Source organism: Alteromonas sp. KS69, from assembly GCF_003989595.1.
Taxonomy (GTDB): domain Bacteria; phylum Pseudomonadota; class Gammaproteobacteria; order Enterobacterales; family Alteromonadaceae; genus Alteromonas; species Alteromonas naphthalenivorans.
Map to the genome: position 1 here is coordinate 19,988 of NZ_PYHU01000027.1, position 17,848 is coordinate 37,835.

Annotated in this window: 14 protein-coding genes and 2 pseudogenes; 6 read left to right on the forward strand and 10 right to left on the reverse strand. The window is 42.6% G+C overall.

Features of this window, described 5'->3' with window-relative positions:
* The first annotated feature begins 6 nt into the window (after positions 1 to 6).
* A pseudogene (locus C7Y69_RS21925) lies at positions 7 to 240 on the forward strand (GDCCVxC domain-containing (seleno)protein).
* Between the two features lie 391 nt (positions 241 to 631).
* Here C7Y69_RS21925 and C7Y69_RS14920 read toward each other — a convergent pair.
* On the reverse strand, positions 632 to 1,540 hold the full coding sequence (locus tag C7Y69_RS14920) for a LysR family transcriptional regulator (RefSeq protein WP_126873244.1): 909 nt from the start codon (positions 1,538 to 1,540) through the stop codon (positions 632 to 634).
* A 150-nt stretch (positions 1,541 to 1,690) separates the two neighbouring features.
* Here C7Y69_RS14920 and C7Y69_RS14925 point away from each other — a divergent pair, with 150 nt between their 5' ends.
* The 4 genes and pseudogenes from C7Y69_RS14925 to C7Y69_RS14940 form a co-directional block, all read left to right on the forward strand.
* The gene (locus C7Y69_RS14925; protein ID WP_126873245.1) at positions 1,691 to 2,182 is read left to right on the forward strand and encodes a DoxX family protein; all 492 of its coding nucleotides are present in this window, start codon (positions 1,691 to 1,693) and stop codon (positions 2,180 to 2,182) included.
* Between the two features lie 61 nt (positions 2,183 to 2,243).
* The gene (locus C7Y69_RS14930; protein WP_126873246.1) at positions 2,244 to 3,188 is read left to right on the forward strand and encodes a glutathione S-transferase family protein; all 945 of its coding nucleotides are present in this window, start codon (positions 2,244 to 2,246) and stop codon (positions 3,186 to 3,188) included.
* A gap of 17 nt (positions 3,189 to 3,205) precedes the next feature.
* The gene (locus tag C7Y69_RS14935) at positions 3,206 to 4,021 is read left to right on the forward strand and encodes a DODA-type extradiol aromatic ring-opening family dioxygenase (RefSeq protein ID WP_126873247.1); all 816 of its coding nucleotides are present in this window, start codon (positions 3,206 to 3,208) and stop codon (positions 4,019 to 4,021) included.
* Between the two features lie 496 nt (positions 4,022 to 4,517).
* Positions 4,518 to 4,721, forward strand: a pseudogene (locus C7Y69_RS14940) (ACT domain-containing protein); the annotation flags it as partial.
* A gap of 139 nt (positions 4,722 to 4,860) precedes the next feature.
* Here the strand turns inward: C7Y69_RS14940 and C7Y69_RS14945 are convergent.
* Together C7Y69_RS14945 and C7Y69_RS14950 are read right to left on the reverse strand one after the other, a co-directional pair.
* A complete protein-coding gene (locus tag C7Y69_RS14945) occupies positions 4,861 to 5,316 on the reverse strand; it encodes an antibiotic biosynthesis monooxygenase (protein ID WP_260563525.1) in 456 nt (151 codons plus the stop codon).
* A 67-nt stretch (positions 5,317 to 5,383) separates the two neighbouring features.
* On the reverse strand, positions 5,384 to 5,734 hold the full coding sequence (locus tag C7Y69_RS14950) for a DUF1329 domain-containing protein (RefSeq protein ID WP_260563528.1): 351 nt from the start codon (positions 5,732 to 5,734) through the stop codon (positions 5,384 to 5,386).
* A 75-nt stretch (positions 5,735 to 5,809) separates the two neighbouring features.
* Here C7Y69_RS14950 and C7Y69_RS14955 point away from each other — a divergent pair, with 75 nt between their 5' ends.
* The gene (locus tag C7Y69_RS14955; protein WP_260563526.1) at positions 5,810 to 6,049 is read left to right on the forward strand and encodes an ACT domain-containing protein; all 240 of its coding nucleotides are present in this window, start codon (positions 5,810 to 5,812) and stop codon (positions 6,047 to 6,049) included.
* A gap of 27 nt (positions 6,050 to 6,076) precedes the next feature.
* Here the strand turns inward: C7Y69_RS14955 and C7Y69_RS14960 are convergent, their stop codons facing one another.
* From C7Y69_RS14960 to C7Y69_RS15000, 7 genes are all read right to left on the reverse strand, one after another.
* Positions 6,077 to 6,649: an antibiotic biosynthesis monooxygenase gene (locus C7Y69_RS14960; protein WP_126873248.1), complete on the reverse strand. Its 573-nt coding sequence runs from the start codon at positions 6,647 to 6,649 to the stop codon at positions 6,077 to 6,079.
* Between the two features lie 947 nt (positions 6,650 to 7,596).
* Entirely contained in the window at positions 7,597 to 8,925 is a 1,329-nt protein-coding gene (locus C7Y69_RS14975; protein ID WP_126873250.1) for a DUF1329 domain-containing protein, read from the reverse strand.
* A gap of 15 nt (positions 8,926 to 8,940) precedes the next feature.
* Entirely contained in the window at positions 8,941 to 10,791 is a 1,851-nt protein-coding gene (locus C7Y69_RS14980) for a DUF1302 family protein (protein WP_126873251.1), read from the reverse strand.
* Positions 10,792 to 10,916: 125 nt separating this feature from the next.
* Positions 10,917 to 13,322 carry an efflux RND transporter permease subunit gene (locus tag C7Y69_RS14985; RefSeq protein ID WP_126873252.1) on the reverse strand — a complete coding sequence of 802 codons (2,406 nt, stop codon included), beginning with the start codon at positions 13,320 to 13,322 and terminating at the stop codon, positions 10,917 to 10,919.
* 2 nt (positions 13,323 to 13,324) lie between these two features.
* Positions 13,325 to 14,209 carry a YCF48-related protein gene (locus C7Y69_RS14990; protein ID WP_260563527.1) on the reverse strand — a complete coding sequence of 295 codons (885 nt, stop codon included), beginning with the start codon at positions 14,207 to 14,209 and terminating at the stop codon, positions 13,325 to 13,327.
* Between the two features lie 724 nt (positions 14,210 to 14,933).
* Entirely contained in the window at positions 14,934 to 15,905 is a 972-nt protein-coding gene (locus C7Y69_RS14995) for a quinone oxidoreductase family protein (protein WP_126873254.1), read from the reverse strand.
* 117 nt (positions 15,906 to 16,022) lie between these two features.
* The gene (locus C7Y69_RS15000) at positions 16,023 to 17,720 is read right to left on the reverse strand and encodes a sigma-54-dependent Fis family transcriptional regulator (protein ID WP_126873255.1); all 1,698 of its coding nucleotides are present in this window, start codon (positions 17,718 to 17,720) and stop codon (positions 16,023 to 16,025) included.
* Positions 17,721 to 17,848: the final 128 nt, after the last annotated feature.

Sequence of the window (17,848 nt, forward strand, 5' to 3'; positions counted from 1 at the left end):
ACCATGATGCCAGAGGTGATTTTGCAGTCAGTGCTGACTTGTCCTGAATGCGGCCATAAAAAAACAGAATCCATGCCCACCGACGCGTGCTAGTGGTATTACGAGTGCGAACAGTGTCATACCTTGTTGAAACCCAAAGCGGGTGACTGTTGTGTGTATTGTTCTTATGGCTCCGTACCATGTCCGCCGATTCAACTTACAACCGAAAGTAAAGGCAAAGGTGGCTGCTGTGGTACTTAAACTTTATACGCATCTTGCCAGTTCACGATTACTATCTTGCACACGCCATCATCACCCCGCTACCCCTGATACATCAAACTGCTTTTTCTGGAACCAGAAGCGGCGTTACAGCCAGATTCTGGAACCGGCCAAGCTATGGGTGCAAAGCCCGATAGTCAAAGCGGGTGTCGAGACCTACCTTGATCACCTGAAAATAAGGTGAAATATGGGTCAAACTACAAAAGCGGTAAAAAACGCCCACTTAGGCCACTTATCCCTTTGATATTATGATACTTTATAGGCTTCAATTCTTCGAAAAAATGACCTTTCTGATCACCGATTGACCGTCAGCGCCAGTATAGGATCCAGATTAAACCAGCTGCTTGAGGCAGTCGACATCAGAGAGTGTTAATCAATAATGATCCCAATAGGGTGGATCTCCAAAATAAGAACTAATAAAGTCGATAAAGGCACGAAGCTTTGGAGCAAGAAGTTTTCGATGCGGATAGACTGCGTATAACCCCATAGTCTCAAGTTCAAAATTATTGAGCATGGTTTTGAGCTTTCCCTGTTTTAGCGCTTCTCCGACGATAAATGTTGGTTGCAAAATATAGCCTTCACCAGCAATAGCGGCTGCCATTAACATCTCACCATTGTTTGCAGCCAATCCAGATTGATTGCTCTGCGAACTAGCGCGCAGCACTTTCATTAATGGATTTTCGGATGTAGAGTAATCCATGTAGCTGTAACGTAGAAAGTGCGAATTATTCAATTCCTCTGGGTGGGTCGGAGCCCCGTATTTTTCAATATACGAGGGAGACGCACAGAGTACTAATCTGACAGGCGCTATTTTTTTTGCAATCAAAGATGAACTTTTTAAGTGCCCAATCCTCAGTGTTACATCAAATCCTTCTTCGATAACATCCACCTTGCGATCACTTAACTCCAGATTGACACCAACTTCCGGGTACTGTTTTTTGAAATCCCGTATTAGTGGCGCAAGGTGCAGTGTTGAAAAAGAGACTGGTGCACTAATATGTAAAAGCCCTTTGGCAGCCTTTTGGATCTCGCCAAAGTGGTTTTCCATATCATGAACACTATCCAGAATATGTATTGCATGCTGTAAACACTGTTCTCCTTCCTGGGTCAAGTGAACACGCCGAGTTGTTCGATTAAACAATCTCACACCTAATTGCTCTTCAAACTGAGATACATACTTGCTCACCAGTTGATTTGAAGTCGCTAGTTTCTCAGCAGCTTTTGTAAAACTGCCCAGTTCTGCCACGGTGACAAACGCTTTCATCGTTTCTAAGCGGTCCATAAATAAAGTCCGTATTGCAAACATTATGTTTGTAATTATTCCATAAAAGCATTATTTATTCATCGTAATGTTGGTAGTAGTATAAATATTAAGCTGATTGAGGCAGTGTGCACGGTCAGTATTCATTTACGACTTAGGAGGAATTAAACGATGAATAAGCAAACTTTACATAAGCTATTGAAATCAGATGCTGGCTTTGCGGCTTTAGCTTTAAGAGTACCTGTTGGGATTATCTTGGCCGCTCATGGCGCACAGAAATTGTTCGGCTGGTATGGCGGTTATGGTCTCGAAGGCAGCGGGCAATGGATGGCAAGTATCGGATTGGAGCCGGGGTATTTGATGGCCCTTTTGGCTGGCAGTGCAGAATTTTTTGGCGGCCTTGTCTTGGTTCTTGGTTTGCTAACCAGACCTGCTGCTGCAGTAAGCGCTTTTACTATGTTAGTGGCTATTTTTAGCGTCCACTTTGAGCATGGTCTTTTCTTGACAAACAATGGTTATGAATACGCACTTGCATTGTTTGCTGCAACTGTAGCATTAACTATTCAAGGCGCTGGAAGCTATGCGGTTGATAATGCGATAGCAAAAAACGTCGTTGGTAGTGCTTCCGTTAATGAGTCATCGCACTTAAAACAAGTAGCTTAATGTTCAATAAGTAATGCCTTCCTTTACTGTAGGAAGGTCATTTTTATGGAGGTCTTTACCCATGTTAGTGAATGGCGTTTGGGAAGAAAATTGGCAACCGGTTCAGAACAAAGATGAAAAAGGTCGCTTTATACGACAAACATCGTCGTTTCGAAATTGGATTACACCAGATGGCTCGCCTGGTATCACTGGTGAAGGTGGTTTTAAAGCGGAAGCTGATCGATATCACTTATACGTAGCTTACATTTGCCCTTGGGCAAGCCGCACCTTAATGGCGAGAGCATTAAAAGGCCTGGAAGATATTATTTCCGTTTCAGTGGTCAACCCGAAGTTGACGGATCAGGGATGGCAGTTTGGTGGCTTCAACGGCAGTGATAGTGATGATCTCAACGGAGCAACCTATTTGCATGAACTGTATACCCAAGTCACGCCAGAATTTACTGGTCGAGCAACCGTTCCTGTTTTATGGGATAAGAAAACACAAACCATTGTTAACAATGAGTCGGCGGATATTGTTCGAATGTTTAATACAGCATTTGTCGAAATAAAAAGTATTGGTCCTGATTTAGTTCCCAAGGAGTTAGCGTCAGAGATCGATGCGACAAATGAATATATCTATTCCGATCTCAATAATGGTGTTTATCAAGCCGGTTTTACATCTACACAAGAAGCTTACGAAGAAGCCTTTGTAAAAGTATTTACTGCGCTCGATTCGTTGGAAGAAAGACTCGCAGATGGACGTGAATTTCTATTTGGTGATGTACTCACTGAGTCAGATATTCGTTTATTTGTGACCTTGATTCGTTTTGATGTGGCTTACAACGGGCTGTTCAAGTGTAATCGAAACAGGATCAAAGATATGCCAAAACTCCAAGATTACATGCATCGTATTTTGGCGATAGAGGGTATTCAAGGTACGGTTAATATTGAGCACATTAAAGCAGGCTACTACTCGATAAAAGCGCTTAACCCCACTGGGATTGTTCCCGTTGGTCCTGAGCTTTAAAAATAGCTGGAGTTAACATGAAATCGAAACGAAACATTGTCTACATTTCTCATGGTGGGGGTCCCATGCCTTTGTTAGGAGACCCAGATCATCATGAAATGGTGGAGACGTTGAAAGAGATCGCCGCAGAAGTGGATAAGCCCAGCGCGATATTGGTGATCAGTGCTCATTGGGAAGCGCGTTTACCTACGGTAACCTCAGGAATTAATCCTGGAATTATTTACGACTACGGAGGGTTTCCAAAAGATGCGTATGAGATTCAATATCAGGCATCGGGTGAACCTTTATTGGCAAATAGTGTAGTGAACGTACTGAAAGAAAACGGTATCGATGCGGTGCAAGACGAGCAACGGGGTTTTGATCATGGCTTGTTTGTGCCACTTAAAATCATGTATCCGGAAGCAGAAATTCCTTGTGTGCAGTTATCATTGGTGCACGGCCTTGATCCAGACCTGCATATTCAGATGGGCAAGGCTTTGCAGTCACTCAATTGGGATAATTTGCTGGTCATTGGGTCCGGATTTTCGTTCCACAATATGCGCGCATTTTTTACTCCAAATTCGCTGGAGGCTCGCACGAATAATCTCGCTTTTGAGGAGTGGTTAGGTGAAACAGTTAGCGATGAGGCGCTGTCAGAATATGTAAGAGAAGAAAGACTAGCGCATTGGGTATCTGCACCAGGCGCGAGGTATTGTCATCCAAGGGAAGAGCATTTAATCCCTTTGCATGTATGTTATGGCATGGCCACTAAGCCGAGTGACAAAGTATTCAAAGCAGAGATTATGAAAAGGCAATCGTCAATGTTTTTTTGGGAGCGCCAGCAAGAGCAGTAAATAGAAAATGAACGATGGTGCAATTGAGATTGCCTACCTGATCCTGAACTTGAACGGTCACCACTTTGAAGTGGATGGGAGTTTGGAATGATTAGAAACTGTCATTCCTGAACATGCCATGGTAGGGTTTTCCTCGGAGCCTGGCGAGGCAGTAAAGGAGATAAGTTAGTCGCCGATTGGCTTCATATCGACATTTTGCTTTAATGATATCAATGCAGATATCGTCATATTATTTTTGCAACACTTAGAAGATGAGCGCAATAATAAAGTGCAAACGCGCAATGCGCGTTTAACCTCGATACGCTCATTTTGACGCTTTTGCTATTGCCGATAAACCCGATTTATTGGCTGATATGCAGCCTGTCTTGGCAATTCCTGAGAAACGACAAGATCGTTTTACCTTTGATTACCCGACAAATGATGAAATTAACGTTTTACTCAACGTCCCCGACCGCACTTGTTTGTATGGGCGTAGAGACTATAGTTAGGTGAAGTTCTTCAATCTTTTTCTGCACGGCAAATAAACCTAAGCTCTATTATATCGCGACCCACACGGAAATCGTTCGGGAAATACCATTTCTTTATTGAACTAGAGGGTAGTCAAAACGATCCTTTGGTGGCTTCAGCTTTGCAAGAGATAAGTCAACGAAATAAAGTTAAGGTGCTTGGTGCATATAAAACGGCAACACTTCAAAGTTGATTGTTAAGCCACGAAAAATTGCTAACTTTCTGTATTATTATTTTTTTTCGGATACAACCAAAATGAGAAGGTTTTTGTCATAAATGGCATCAAAAAATAGGTCATAGCAACGATAACAACCGCCGTAACAGCGAAGGTTCTAATAAGTAAAGGGAGGTCTGCAAGCAAAGGCCCAAATAGCCAAAAAAATAAGCGTTACTGCAGGATAAAGTGCAAACCAACTAACTACCGTCATTTTAATTCGTGCAGGAGGTGTTAACGTGTTTTTAGAAGGCATCGTAAACCAAGTGATTAAACCTGAAATCTGCTCTCTCTCACTTTGTGAAATCAATAAATATTCAATCTTCACCAAAACCTCGTCTTTTTGCGAAAAAGCCTCCCAAGCATTAAGACTGTCTCGATCCTTAAATTTGAACATAATTCGATATTCAGGATCGTCGTTTGAGCTTGGCTTAAATAGTGTGGTCCCTAAATACCCATCGAACTGGCTGGCTCGACTCGCCATTTCAGCAGTAAGTGATTCAAATTCAATGACGTTCTCATCGTTGACTCGGCGAGAAATAATTACGGTAATAGGCTCGCTTTTTATTGGCACTGTGCGTCGTCCTAATTAAAAATTTGAAAAAAAGGGGCCCGCTTACGCGGACCCAAGGTTGGAAACGTTAACTTCCTGTAGCTCTTAAATGCTGCACGATGAACAGACTTGGCGGTGATAATTCTTGATCAACTTGGCCTTTAAATTGCCCCGTTGTGCAATGATTAGCTTGTACATCAATCATACTAAATGCATCATCAATAGATACGCCCGACCCTTTGTTGGCAGGCAAATGATGATCAGGGTGAGCTTGCCCAATCGTAAAAGTCTTCCACATAGTCCTTTTACGATCATATGAAACCGTTCTAGGTATAGTAAATGTTTGTGCATCCATAAAATGCACACGTCTAGACAACGGATGTGATTCGTTTACTGACTTAGCTTCTACTTCATAAACTTTACGTAACTGCCAGGTAATATTAGGGAAGCAACCACCTTAAGCAATAATCGTGCATGGCCTTTAGATACTGAAGCTAACAAAACCAGCATTATCGTGCTTGATGATGATGACCATCCTGGCCTTTTAAGTGAGGTCCTTCAATCGTTCGCTTCTCGTCAAATCAACTTGACCAATATTATCTCCTGCCCCACACGAAAACAGTTTGGAAAGTATCACTTCTTTATTGAACTAGAGGGTAGCAAATCGGATGTTAGTGTCGCAGAGGCTTTAAAGGAAATAAGCCAAACGAATAAGGTAAAAGTGCTTGGCTCTTACAAGTCAGTAAAAATTTAAGAGCTGCCATTAAAATTACACTGAGGACTAATTGTCGCCTTTATGTTTTGGCTTCGGATATAACCAAAAGGAAAACGTTTTTGTCATAAAAGGCATCAACACATAAGTCATCAGAACAATAACAAGCGCAGTTACCAAAAAGGTTCTCAAAATCAGGGGGAATTCTGCTAACCAAGTACCCAATAACCAAAAGATAAAGGTAACGGCTGGGTATAATGCTAACCAACTAATAAGTGTCATTTTATAGCGAGGAGGCGGAGTTAGTGGATTTGCCGACGGTAGCGTAAACCATGTGATCAAGCCAGACACTTGTTCTCTTTCACTTGTCGAAATTAATAAACCTTCAATTTTTTCTAATACATCACTTCGTTGAGATGAGGCCTCCCACACTTTCAAACTGTCTATGTCTTTGAACTTGAACATCACTCGGTATTCAGGATCATTGCTAGAAGATGGTTTAAATAAAGTCGTGCCCATATACCCTGCAAACTGACTAGCACGTTCAGTCATTTCTGAGCTAAGCGATTCAAACTCCTCTACTTTACCAGGCTTAACGCGGCGTGAAACAATCACCGTAATAGGTTCATTTTTTGCTGTCACTGGCTTTTACCTCACAATACAATATCGAGTAGGGTGAGGCTTGCGCCTCATCCCTCTCACAGAACCGTACGTACGGGCCTCGTATACGGCTCCTGCATACTTCATATCACTTGCTAAGTGACACAATGCTAATTTGCAATCTAGTATCGTGCGCCCTATGGACATCGTTCATTTTCTAACATTGTGGTAACTTTCATTGCAGGGTTTGGCGTTCTAGCACTGAGGCAATCTACCAAATTTGACTACAATTACTTCCCATATACGGCCTGTCTCACCAGACATCACTATTCCTAGCGCACCGATTCGACTTGTCCCGCTGATCTGGCGGCTTGTGTATCAATGATAAAAAAACTCACAACTCATCAGAGTCTTAAAGTCTGCTTCCCCCCTTCGCAATCCATTTAAGCTTTTGGCTAAAATAGATCCTATCAAACACAATGCTGATAGTCGGCTTGGTTTTACCCTCCACACCATTACTGGCTTTCATCGGCCTAGCCTTACTCACTACTACGGGTTCTATCTGGTAACCACGTTATGCCACCTCACACTCGCAACATTCTTGGATCACTCCTTGAACGATACGTCCAACCATTTGATTGGATCTAATGCCAGGCTTCCCCAGTTACTGTTCTGGTAACCACGTTATGGCTCCCTGTTAGAAATTCCACCCTCAAACACAAAACAGGACTGACTGAGTATCGGGCTTCGCGCTATTTTGCACGCTTACCCTCCTGTCTTGCCGAATCAGGTTCACTTGCGTTGTGTACCTCTAACTTCCTATGGCTTCCTTCAGACCCTGCCGTTGGCCAACAACGCCCTTGCCATTCGGATTATCTTCCCCTCAGTCAGGGTGATTCAGGTTTCTTTCAACCTGACGGGTTTGCCAGCTTCGCTGGGCAAACAAAAAAGGGGCTGCAAGCGCAGCCCCAAGGGGTTGAGAGAGTTAACTAACTGCCCGTTGCACGCAAGTGCTGCACACTAAACATGCTAGGGGTTGTAAGTTCAGGGTCAACTTGCCCCTTAAATTGTCCCGTTGTGCAATGATTTGCTTGAACGTCAATCATACTAAATGCATCATCAATAGATACACCCGAGCCTTTATTTGCTGGCAAATGATGGTCCGGATCAGACTGTCCAATTGTAAAGGTTTTCCACATAGTACCTTTGCGATCATATGAAATCGTTCTGGGTATTGTAAATGTTTGAGCATCCATAAAATGCACACGTTTTGATATTGGGTGAGAATCGTTTACTGGATTCGCTTCTACTTCATATACTTTGCGTAATTGCCATGTAATATTGGGGAAGCATCCACCTTGACCACTAAATGCAACAACTTGATAGCCATCATCGTCGCTATGTGTTTCAGTATCTAGGGTCAACTCGTTATGATTAAAGAACGGCATCAGCATATAACGCGTTGCTTTATATTCCCAATTCATATCTGAAATACGGCCATTGTATCCTTCAAAATCTTCAATCATCAAGTCTGATCCTAAGAAAGCATCGGTAACCTGACCTGTCGCTAAACGTCTAACCCTGCGTTGAAAGCCAAGGTATAACCACGAGTTATCGCGTTTTAAGTCGTCGGCCGCTCGATGGATCAATAGCTGTGTATTGCGCACATCGTCGGGTGCCAAAACCTGCACGTAAATAGAACGAAACAAATCTGACGGGTTAGGCGTGATTTCAGGCGTGGGCTGCTGATTTACCCGACCTTTAAAGTTGAGAAAGTGAAAGTTGAACTTAATAGTTCGTTCCACTTTTGCCGAACCCATATCCCGGTATTTCCAATAAAACGGGTATATTGCAGCGCTATCTCCCCAGTTATAACCATATTTATAGTTCCACGCGAGCTTCTCACCCGCGCGTGGATCATCATTGCTCGGTTCGGCGGGGAAAGGTCTACCCGCATCCCAACCACTTATCTCTCCCACTTTCTCACCAAGAGTAACCTTGCCATAACCTTCCGTGCTTGCATCTATATAGCTTTGGTGTAAGGCCAATGACGTTGTTTCGCCAACGACTATCGACGTTAAACCCTTTTCAATAAATGAGTAAAACGCTGGATCGATGACATCTTTAAATTGAGCCACGTTAGACTTATCAATCACCAGTCCCTTTGCTAGGCCTTCAAAAGAAGGTGTGTTTTCGGCGTATGGAAAGAAAGACTCCTGAATAACTTTGTCGTCTGCCAATGCTGTTGTTGCCATCAAAGCGCTTGATATCAAAGTAGTGGCAATACTTAGCTTAATGCCTGAAATTAGTTTTTTCATAGTGTTAATCCTCTGTTAAAAGCTGTAGCGAAGGGTAAATTGAAGTTCGTCTTCTTTTTGAGCCATGCCAATTGGGCCCGATTGAAAACGTCCTAAAGGTTCAAAACCTTGCAGGCCTAAAGTAGACCCTGGTGTATGTTCAGGAAACGATGCAGTAAATGGTGACCAAGGGTTACATGTTCGGCAGTCGTCAAACTTACGCGCGCCGGTTCCAAGTTTAAAGTTAACACCACCGGTGAATTTAAAGTTGTCATTAACAATCCATTCAACCGACAATGATACAGCAGTAGCACTTGCTCTAACGTCATGTGCAGCAAGAATTTGGGGACTCAATCTATTGTTCATCCACCATCCTTTAATAAGCAAGGTAGCTGTCCAGTTTTCTTCCCAATCAGGTATACCAGCAGTCCCTAATAAGCGTTCTTCGCGTTCGTAATCTAATATGTGCTGACCAAATATTTGGCCCGAGAAAAGAAACGCAGTTTTATCATTTAAGAAAGGAATGAAGATGCTTTTATCTGCACCAAGTACATAGCGCACAACATCAGACTCAGAGTACAGATCTTCTCTCAAGGTGTTTCCAAACTCTTCACCAGAGGTATGAGAAGCTTCGACTCTAAACACGGTATCGATACCTTGAGAGTAATAATCCATTGAACCACCAAGCATGGTTAAACGAGGAAAATTAATATCAAAAGCAATTAGCGCTGGCCATAGCCCTACCTCACCCGTGAATGCGTTTTGAGCTTGTATGTTCGCTCTTAGTGAAGGCATTTGTGAACGATAACTCAAGGCGTTTAAAGAAAAGCCTAAATCACCCAAAACGCCCTCAAATTTAAGCCCCACTTGAGAATTAGATAAACTCCAACTTGGCAAATTGGCCTGACGGATACCGATTTGTCCTGGTCCAAAGTCAGTTGCAGCAACTCCACCGGCAAAGTTAGCAACCGTTCCACCATTTTCCCATAGCGAATTCATTCCTCTGAAGAAGCAGCCTGCATCTATGATCACATTGGGTTGTCCACATTGCCCTAAATCATTCGGGCGAAACCGGTCAAAATTCCAAATTAGTTGCAAGTTTACGTCATCAAACGTTTCTGTTGCCCCCATTCGGTAATCTGTTTTTAAAATCCACATAGGGATACGAATATCTTCTAATTCGTCGTAGATATTATTACGTGAATAGTCAACAGGGTTAATAACGTCGAGTACCCTAAATAAGTCAGTTCGCCCCCAAATGACTTGCTGCTTACCTAGTCGAGTACTAATAATACTTCCATTATCTAGATTAAAATCAAAATCAACATAGAGTTCACGAATAAAATCCAAACGATCGTTGAGCTCTGGCGATCGCAGTTCTTGCATGTCTTTGTCGAGATAGCCGTTAATACAGCCGCGAGAATCTGTATCACAAGGACGTACCGGAACTCCCATAGCAACGCCGCCATCGGTTGCGTGGAGTTGCTCACCGAGTACAATCAAGCCTTCGTTAGGATTATTTGCATTGTCAAAGGTAAATGGTAAAGCTAAACCTTCACCAAAAGGCACCGTAGAGCCCGGACCGGCTGCAATGTTCTCTATGGAAATTGCACGACCCGCTTTCTCACCAAAGTCTTCATCATTAAGGTCATATACACCATCGTAGGTAAGTCGGAACGTGCCGCTTAAAGAAACATTGCTGAATGCCCCTGAAGATTTATAGGTTTTCTCAGCTTCTATTTGCAGTGTGTTACGAAATTTCGATAAACCCACATCTTTACGAAAAAATGTTGCGTTTTCGATATATGTATTTACTCGAACGTCCTCTGCAAAGCTACTCTGCTGAAAAACAGGTAACAGGGCAAATCCCAGTGCAACTTTGAGCATCGTACACTTTATGTTTTGTGTGTTTTTAGGCATTTTAGGTCCTCTTATATGTGCTAAAAGAAATCGCCAAACTTTAGTTGGCTTTGATTTCAGGTAGTTACTCCGCCATTTTATGTCGGGATTGACTAAACAGTGGATTTTTCGTCAGGCGCATTGGCATGCAGCACACCGTCTTCATCGCTATACACATTGACAATAAATTTAGGTTTAAAAACCAGTACCCAAGACGGCACCAAAAGCATCGCAGCGAATCCATTGATCACAATCATGACGCAAAGCAAAAGAGCTGCGTCAGACTGGAATCTCAGTTCTGACAGGATGACCCACATAACGATACCCGCGATCAATGTGACCGCCGTGAAGCTGATGGCCATGCCAGTGGTAGCTATCGATTGGCGAACTGCGTCAATTAAATTGCCTGACTTCGCCATAAACTCACGGATCCGGTCCATCATATAAATGGAGTAGTCGATACCAACACCAATGCCAACTGCAACCACTGGCACAGTATTAATGTCAATACTCATGCCGTAGAGTCCCATGTAGGCATAGGTTAAAATTGATGCAAATAACATAGTCGAAAGCATCATTAAACCTGCGTGCAAAGAGGTATAAAACAGCATGACAAAAGCAAAAATAAACAAAAAGACAAGTGGCAACACGATGATATTGGTTTCAAAGGCAGATTCATTCATGGCTGCAGCCACGCCCATGGTGCCCCCAGCCAGACGAATTTCTAATCCTTCAACGTCATTACCATGTTCTTCAATCCATGTTTTTGCCATATGAATAGCACGGCGAATGGTTTCACCCTGTCTGTCTTTATAATAAAAAACTAAGTTGGCAATGCGGTCATCTGTATCATTGAATTCATTTAATGCGCCCGGAATTGGACTAGACGCCATATAGGTGAACATCAAACCACCAACATATGAAGCATCGTGAGGGATCTGATACCAGCGAGGGTCATTATTATGCATTAATCGATTAACTTGCTGGACAAGATCAGTCAACCCTTTGCTTCCACCCACTTCAGGATCGGTTAGCATATGTGTCTGTAGTGAAATGAGGGACTTCAACACTTCGGGTCGTTTTAGGCCGCCATTAGTATCCGTTTCTGCTATGATGTATAGCTCTTCAGAGCCAGGAAATCGTTCATTTACCGTTCGGGATGAAATATTGTAATCGTGGTCGGGGTAGAGTATTGGAGAGCCCGGTTCGGAATCACCAATTTGTACTTGCGAAGCGGCGAATAATCCCACGATAGTAAAAATAAACGCGCCTATTAACAATCTTGGGGCCGCCTTAGGGCGAGCAACAATGCGAGAGCAACTGGAACCGATATAGCGCAAAAATGTTTCTTTTATTTCTGGATCTTTAGGTGTGGGTAATACTGTAAGTAACAAGGGCACACCCACCAATACAGTTAATACTACCGTCATCGCCCATATCGATGCATAGAAGCCAAGCTGAGTATTTAGCGGTATTGATCCTACCGCAATCAATAATAAGCCAACTGCATCCGAAACAACGCCCAAAGTGCCAGGCCGAAACAAACTATCGAAGGTGGCTTTTGCAGCATCACTACCTTTTGGGTGAAATTTTAATTCAGCATAATATCTTTCAACTAGTTGCACGCCATGGCTCATGGCCCGAGCCGCAATTAAAAAGGGGATGACCAAACCTAGGGGGTCAAGGTTATACCCCAGCAAACTGATAATACCCAAGCCCCATATTGTTGAAATAAGTACCCCGCCAAGAGGTACTAACACGCCGTAAGCTTTACGAAAATGGAACACCAAAAGCGCTAACATGATCAATATGGTGAAGACAAAAATTTGTAAAATCTGTTCCATATAAGTATAAGCCCAGCCCACTAGTACAGGCTGACCAGTGGCGTAAATTGTCACACCTGCATGGCTCTCGTTACGGATAATATTTTGCAATTGTGTAAAGGTTTTTTCGTAGTCTAACTGCCCTTCAATTAACTGTGCTTTTACCAGCGCCATTTTAAAATCGGGGGCAACTAATGGTCCATATACTTGGGGGTTAGCAGCTACGTTTTCGCGCATCATCTCTAATTCTGTATCGCTATATTCCCCGTAAGTTGAATCGTAGTAGGGCTGTGAGTTGATACTTCCAACCTCAGTCAACCATATGTGCCTTGAATTTCGATGGGTTAAGCTTGCAACGAGGTTGTGATTAACACCTGGTAAATTGTCAACCGCCATGGTGACACGATCTAAAATTGCTAAGTTTTCATTTGAAAAAAGATCTTCGCCAGTAAACTCAACACCAACAACCAACACGTTGGCACCACCAAAGCTGTCTTTAATACTGTTATGTAGTTGTATATATGGGTGTTCCTGGGGTAATAGATTCGCAAAGTCAGTATAAATCTTTAGGGCTGGAATACGGCTTAAAAAGAATAAAGTTAACAAAACTATTGCACCTAGAACATACCCTGGATGCTTGAATATATTTGTTTCTAAAGTGTGTAAAAAGTGCGTAAACCGGTGCTTTGATGTCATGTTTATAGTTCCGTATTATTGATCGACAAGGCTGCGGTATTAGGAGTAATTGTTATAAACATCCCACGTCCACCTGCAACTAATAGCTTTTGTTTAAAATATAAAGCCGCCCGCAAATAAACCGGCGCAGAAGGGGGCTGCACGGTTTTCCATTGGTCCCCGGTAAGTTTCAAAACAGTCGCGTTGTCGCCCAAAGCAAATAACACCCCATCAATTTCTTGAAATTGATAAATTGGAACGGTGCTATCGGCACTTTGTTTATGCCAAGTGTTACCGGAATTTTTGGTGTAATAAATAAATCCATTAAGTCCAGCCACCCAACCCTCGGCAATCGAAGTGAAATATGCTGCATGAGGATAGAACTCAGCGGGCATGAAGCCGCTCACTTGCCATGTGTTACCGCCATCTTCGGTGACTACAAACATGCCAAATTCTGCGGTAGCTACTGCCTCTTGTTCAGACAAAAAAACGACGTCTGTAATAATGGCGTCTTCTTCTAGAGTGTTAGATTGCCAGCTTTGGCCCTTGTCACTTGAGCTTAAAAATGTTGAAAATCCACCTGCAACCCACCATTTGCCATTAGGGGCACAATCGATGGTTATGAGTTGCTCTGCAGAATCAACCTTAATAGGGACCCAATCATCACCGGTAGGGCTCGATACCCAAATATGATTGTCGAATGAAAGTGCTATAAAACGCTGGTCAGGGCAGGTGTCAACAGCCAGAAACGAGGGTTGACCACTTAAAACAGTACGCTCCCATGTTGCTCCATCTATGCTCGACAGGACAACTCCACTGTTGCCAACTAAAACAGCGACATTATCGTTGCTGGCAAACGCTTGATAAAAGTCAGTCCGCTGCATAGCTTGCTCATGTTGATAATTCACTTTGTCCATAACCAAGGGCGATTCACAGCCCGAGAGAAACAAAGCGCTTGTGGCGACAAACGTTGCACATATCCGAGCTTTACTTCTGTGGAGTGACTTAAAACCGAAAATTAAGGAGAGGGAGAGAAATCGTTTGAGCTGCATGAGTTATTACGTTTTTAAATTAACATAAAATTCACAAAAGCAAGAGCTATGCCAGTAAAGAAAACTTACGCATTATTTTATTTTAATTAATTATTTCAATAATTTAGGCTTGCAACTTTTGAAGATATAGAAATCAACTCATTAAACTGAAATATAAAATGTTAATGAAATGATAAACTATAATCGTATGTGAAACGGTGAAAAATACATATTTTGATGATTTGATAACTTTTTATCGTTAGTTGAATTTTTCTGGTTTTGTTAGTCAGTCAGCCGCCTCTATTTATGCGGACTTATTCCTATTCATCCTAACAATTGACCGCTCTGTGACGTAAAAATATAGTGATTTGATACAGTAATTTCTTGTTTCTTTAAGAGATAAAAAAGGACTGGTGGTCTTGCACCGAACAATCTAGCAGCACCAGAAATATAATCCTTAGCTGCACGGTAATAAAGTAATTCATCCCTTTATTGAAGTATTCTGCTAATTCAAATTCAACAATTTTATTTGTTTTCTTTTCATGAATGGCAATAAAATGCTTGAAGAAAGATTAATTTTCAACTTGTTATATGAATAAACTCACGGTACCAAGATTGGTATACTAAGTTTACTACGATCTTCCAAGTGTTGGTGCGCAACGCTCGCATCATTGAGTGGGTATGTCGTTACTGCATGTGGCGTCACGATACCCTCGGCAAGTGCTGCGAAATAGCGTGCAGCAGCTAGCTCCAATTCCTCGTGTGTGCTGACGTAGTGTGTCAAAATTGGCCGGGTAAGAAACAGCGACCCACAACGAGCCAAAGCTAGTACATCCATAGGATCGGGTTTGCCTGACGCATTGCCAAATGCCACCATAAGACCGCGAGGCTTAATGCATTCCAGCGACTTATTGAACGTATCTTTGCCGATCGAATCGTAAACCACATCCACCAATTTGCGGTCGGTGATGTCGCGTATTTGCTCAACAAAATCATCTTTTGAATGTAATAAGACAAAGTGGCAGCCGGCTTGTTTGGCGGCGTCAAACTTCGCCTCGGATCCGACAGTTCCGATTACAGTTGCGCCCATATGCCGTGCCCACTGGCATATTATTGAACCCGTGCCACCAGCGGCAGCATGCACAATAATGGTATCACTCGGTTTTATGCTATGTAGACGGAATAACAGATACTCTGCAGTGAGCCCGCGTGTCAGGCTTGCGGCGACTACCTCTGAGGAAACTTCATCCGGTACACGTACGACCTGAGACGGATCTAACCAGCGCCGATCAATATATGCACCAAAGATCGAGGCATAAGCAACACGGTCGCCGACTTTGACACCAGTTACTGCACTGCCACATTCTTCAACAATACCAACGCCCTGATCACCAATTACGGCTGGCAGCGCAGTAGGGTAGATGCCACGGCGAAAATAGGTGTCTATAAAATTCACACCTATTGCGACGTTACGAACCAATATACGGGCATCATCCGCCGTACCAGCTTCGACGGTCTCGAGTCGCAGATTCTCTGGAACACCATATTCACGAAGTACAATTGCCTTAGCCATGATTCTATCCTATGAAATAAATTAGATGAATGGTATACACCTGTTCTATTTGATTCCTAAATTTTGGTTCAAAAACCTATAGTTTAAAAGGTTTCCTTGTTTAAGAAAAATGAGGTTTTATACAACAATCCCGTGTTTTTTTAAGCGATAAGCAAGGGCTGGCCGAGTTACACCGAGCAATCTAGCAGCGCCAGAAATATTGTCCTTAGCTTTTGCCATTGCTTTTTCAGTAAGAATTTTTTCAACATCATCAAGGCTTATTTTTCTGTCAAGAATATCGTCAATCCATTTGTCTTTATCTTTTTCACTAGCTTTTACCACTGCTCCATCGGCATAAACATGTCCTACGTTATTAGCCAACAGTTGCTCCATTGTCGATGCAAACAATGAGTCTACTGAAATCGTTTCATTACTGTCAGTTAGAATAACGCCTCGCTCTATCACATTTTCTAGCTCTCTGATATTGCCAGGCCAAGTGTATTTATAAAGATAATCCCAGGTTTTATCAGAAAGACCTAAGGTACGCTTTGAGTAATCATCATGAAATTTCTGTAAAAAGTGTTCGACCAGCAATGGAATATCGTCTAATCGATCTCGTAATGGGGGGATATTTACTGGAAATACGCTTAAACGATAAAATAAGTCTGCGCGAAACCTGCCGTCATTGACCGCTTGTTCCAATGACTCGTTTGTTGCAGCAATGACGCGGACATCAATTTTATGTGTTTGAGTCCCACCAACACGCTCTAACTCTTGTTCTTGAAGCACGCGAAGCAATGTAGCTTGTGCTCTCGGCGTTAACTCAACGACTTCATCGAGGAAAATAGTCCCTTTATCAGCTCTCTCAAAACGCCCTTCACGTGACTGATTAGCGCCCGTAAATGCGCCTTTTTCAACCCCAAACAATTCGGCTTCAATCAATTCGTGTGGGATTGCAGCGCAGTTTACCGCTACAAAGGGTTGCTCTGCGCGCTTACTGCGCAAATGTACGCTGCGAGCAATGACTTCCTTACCTACGCCGGTTTCACCAAGCAACAAAACCGAGACTTTACCTTGCGCTGCTTTATCAATTTTCATACAAGCTTCTTTATAAGAAGCCGATTGACCTATTCCATAATATTGACCTTGTTGGCGTTCTAAATTATTGCGCAGTGAATTAACTTGAGACTGTAAGCTGTATAGCTGCTCGATAAGTGGCTCTTCCTTAAAGTATTGCGAAAACTCCTCATGGTCTTCCCAATCTTGAGCAGGTTTGCCAATAATTAAACAACGCTCGTCACCAAAACCACGGCAACTGACTTCGCGGAATATAATCTCTCGGCCCATAAATGAAGACGTAAAGGCACATGCATAACCAAGTAATGACCAACAGGCGGGGTCATCCATTTTGCCAAGTTCAGTCTGCACAACTTCTACTTCCCAAGAATTTAACCACTCAATTTCAGCATAGAAATGCCCATTTTTTTGATCTATATCTATTTTTAAAGGGGTCGCTTTAACCATGCCTTTGAGAGAATGTAACTGCGGTCCGGTAAGGAAAATATCAATATCACTGCAGGTTGGCCGTAAACGACGTGAAAGTTCAGCATCTCGCAATCCGCTTTGATACCCAAGCCGTAAAAAGAAACCTTTGGCACGTTCTACACCAATACTGTTTAGTAATTCTCTGCGAAATGCCGCCATAGCAGACACGTGCATTAGCAACATTCGCTGTTCACCAAACCAAACCTTACCATCTTCGGTATTAAATCTAATGAGGTCAGTCAAATCCTTAATATCAGCCTCAACATCTCCTATATTAAAAACGCTACTCATGAACTTCCCCATTAATAATTTTTACGATGGTTTCTAATTTTGCAGTTTTGCAGGTTAAACAAAGGTTGCTATCAGTTATAAACGAAAGCCTTTTTCATACTACACACAATTTCACATTTTTTAACCAT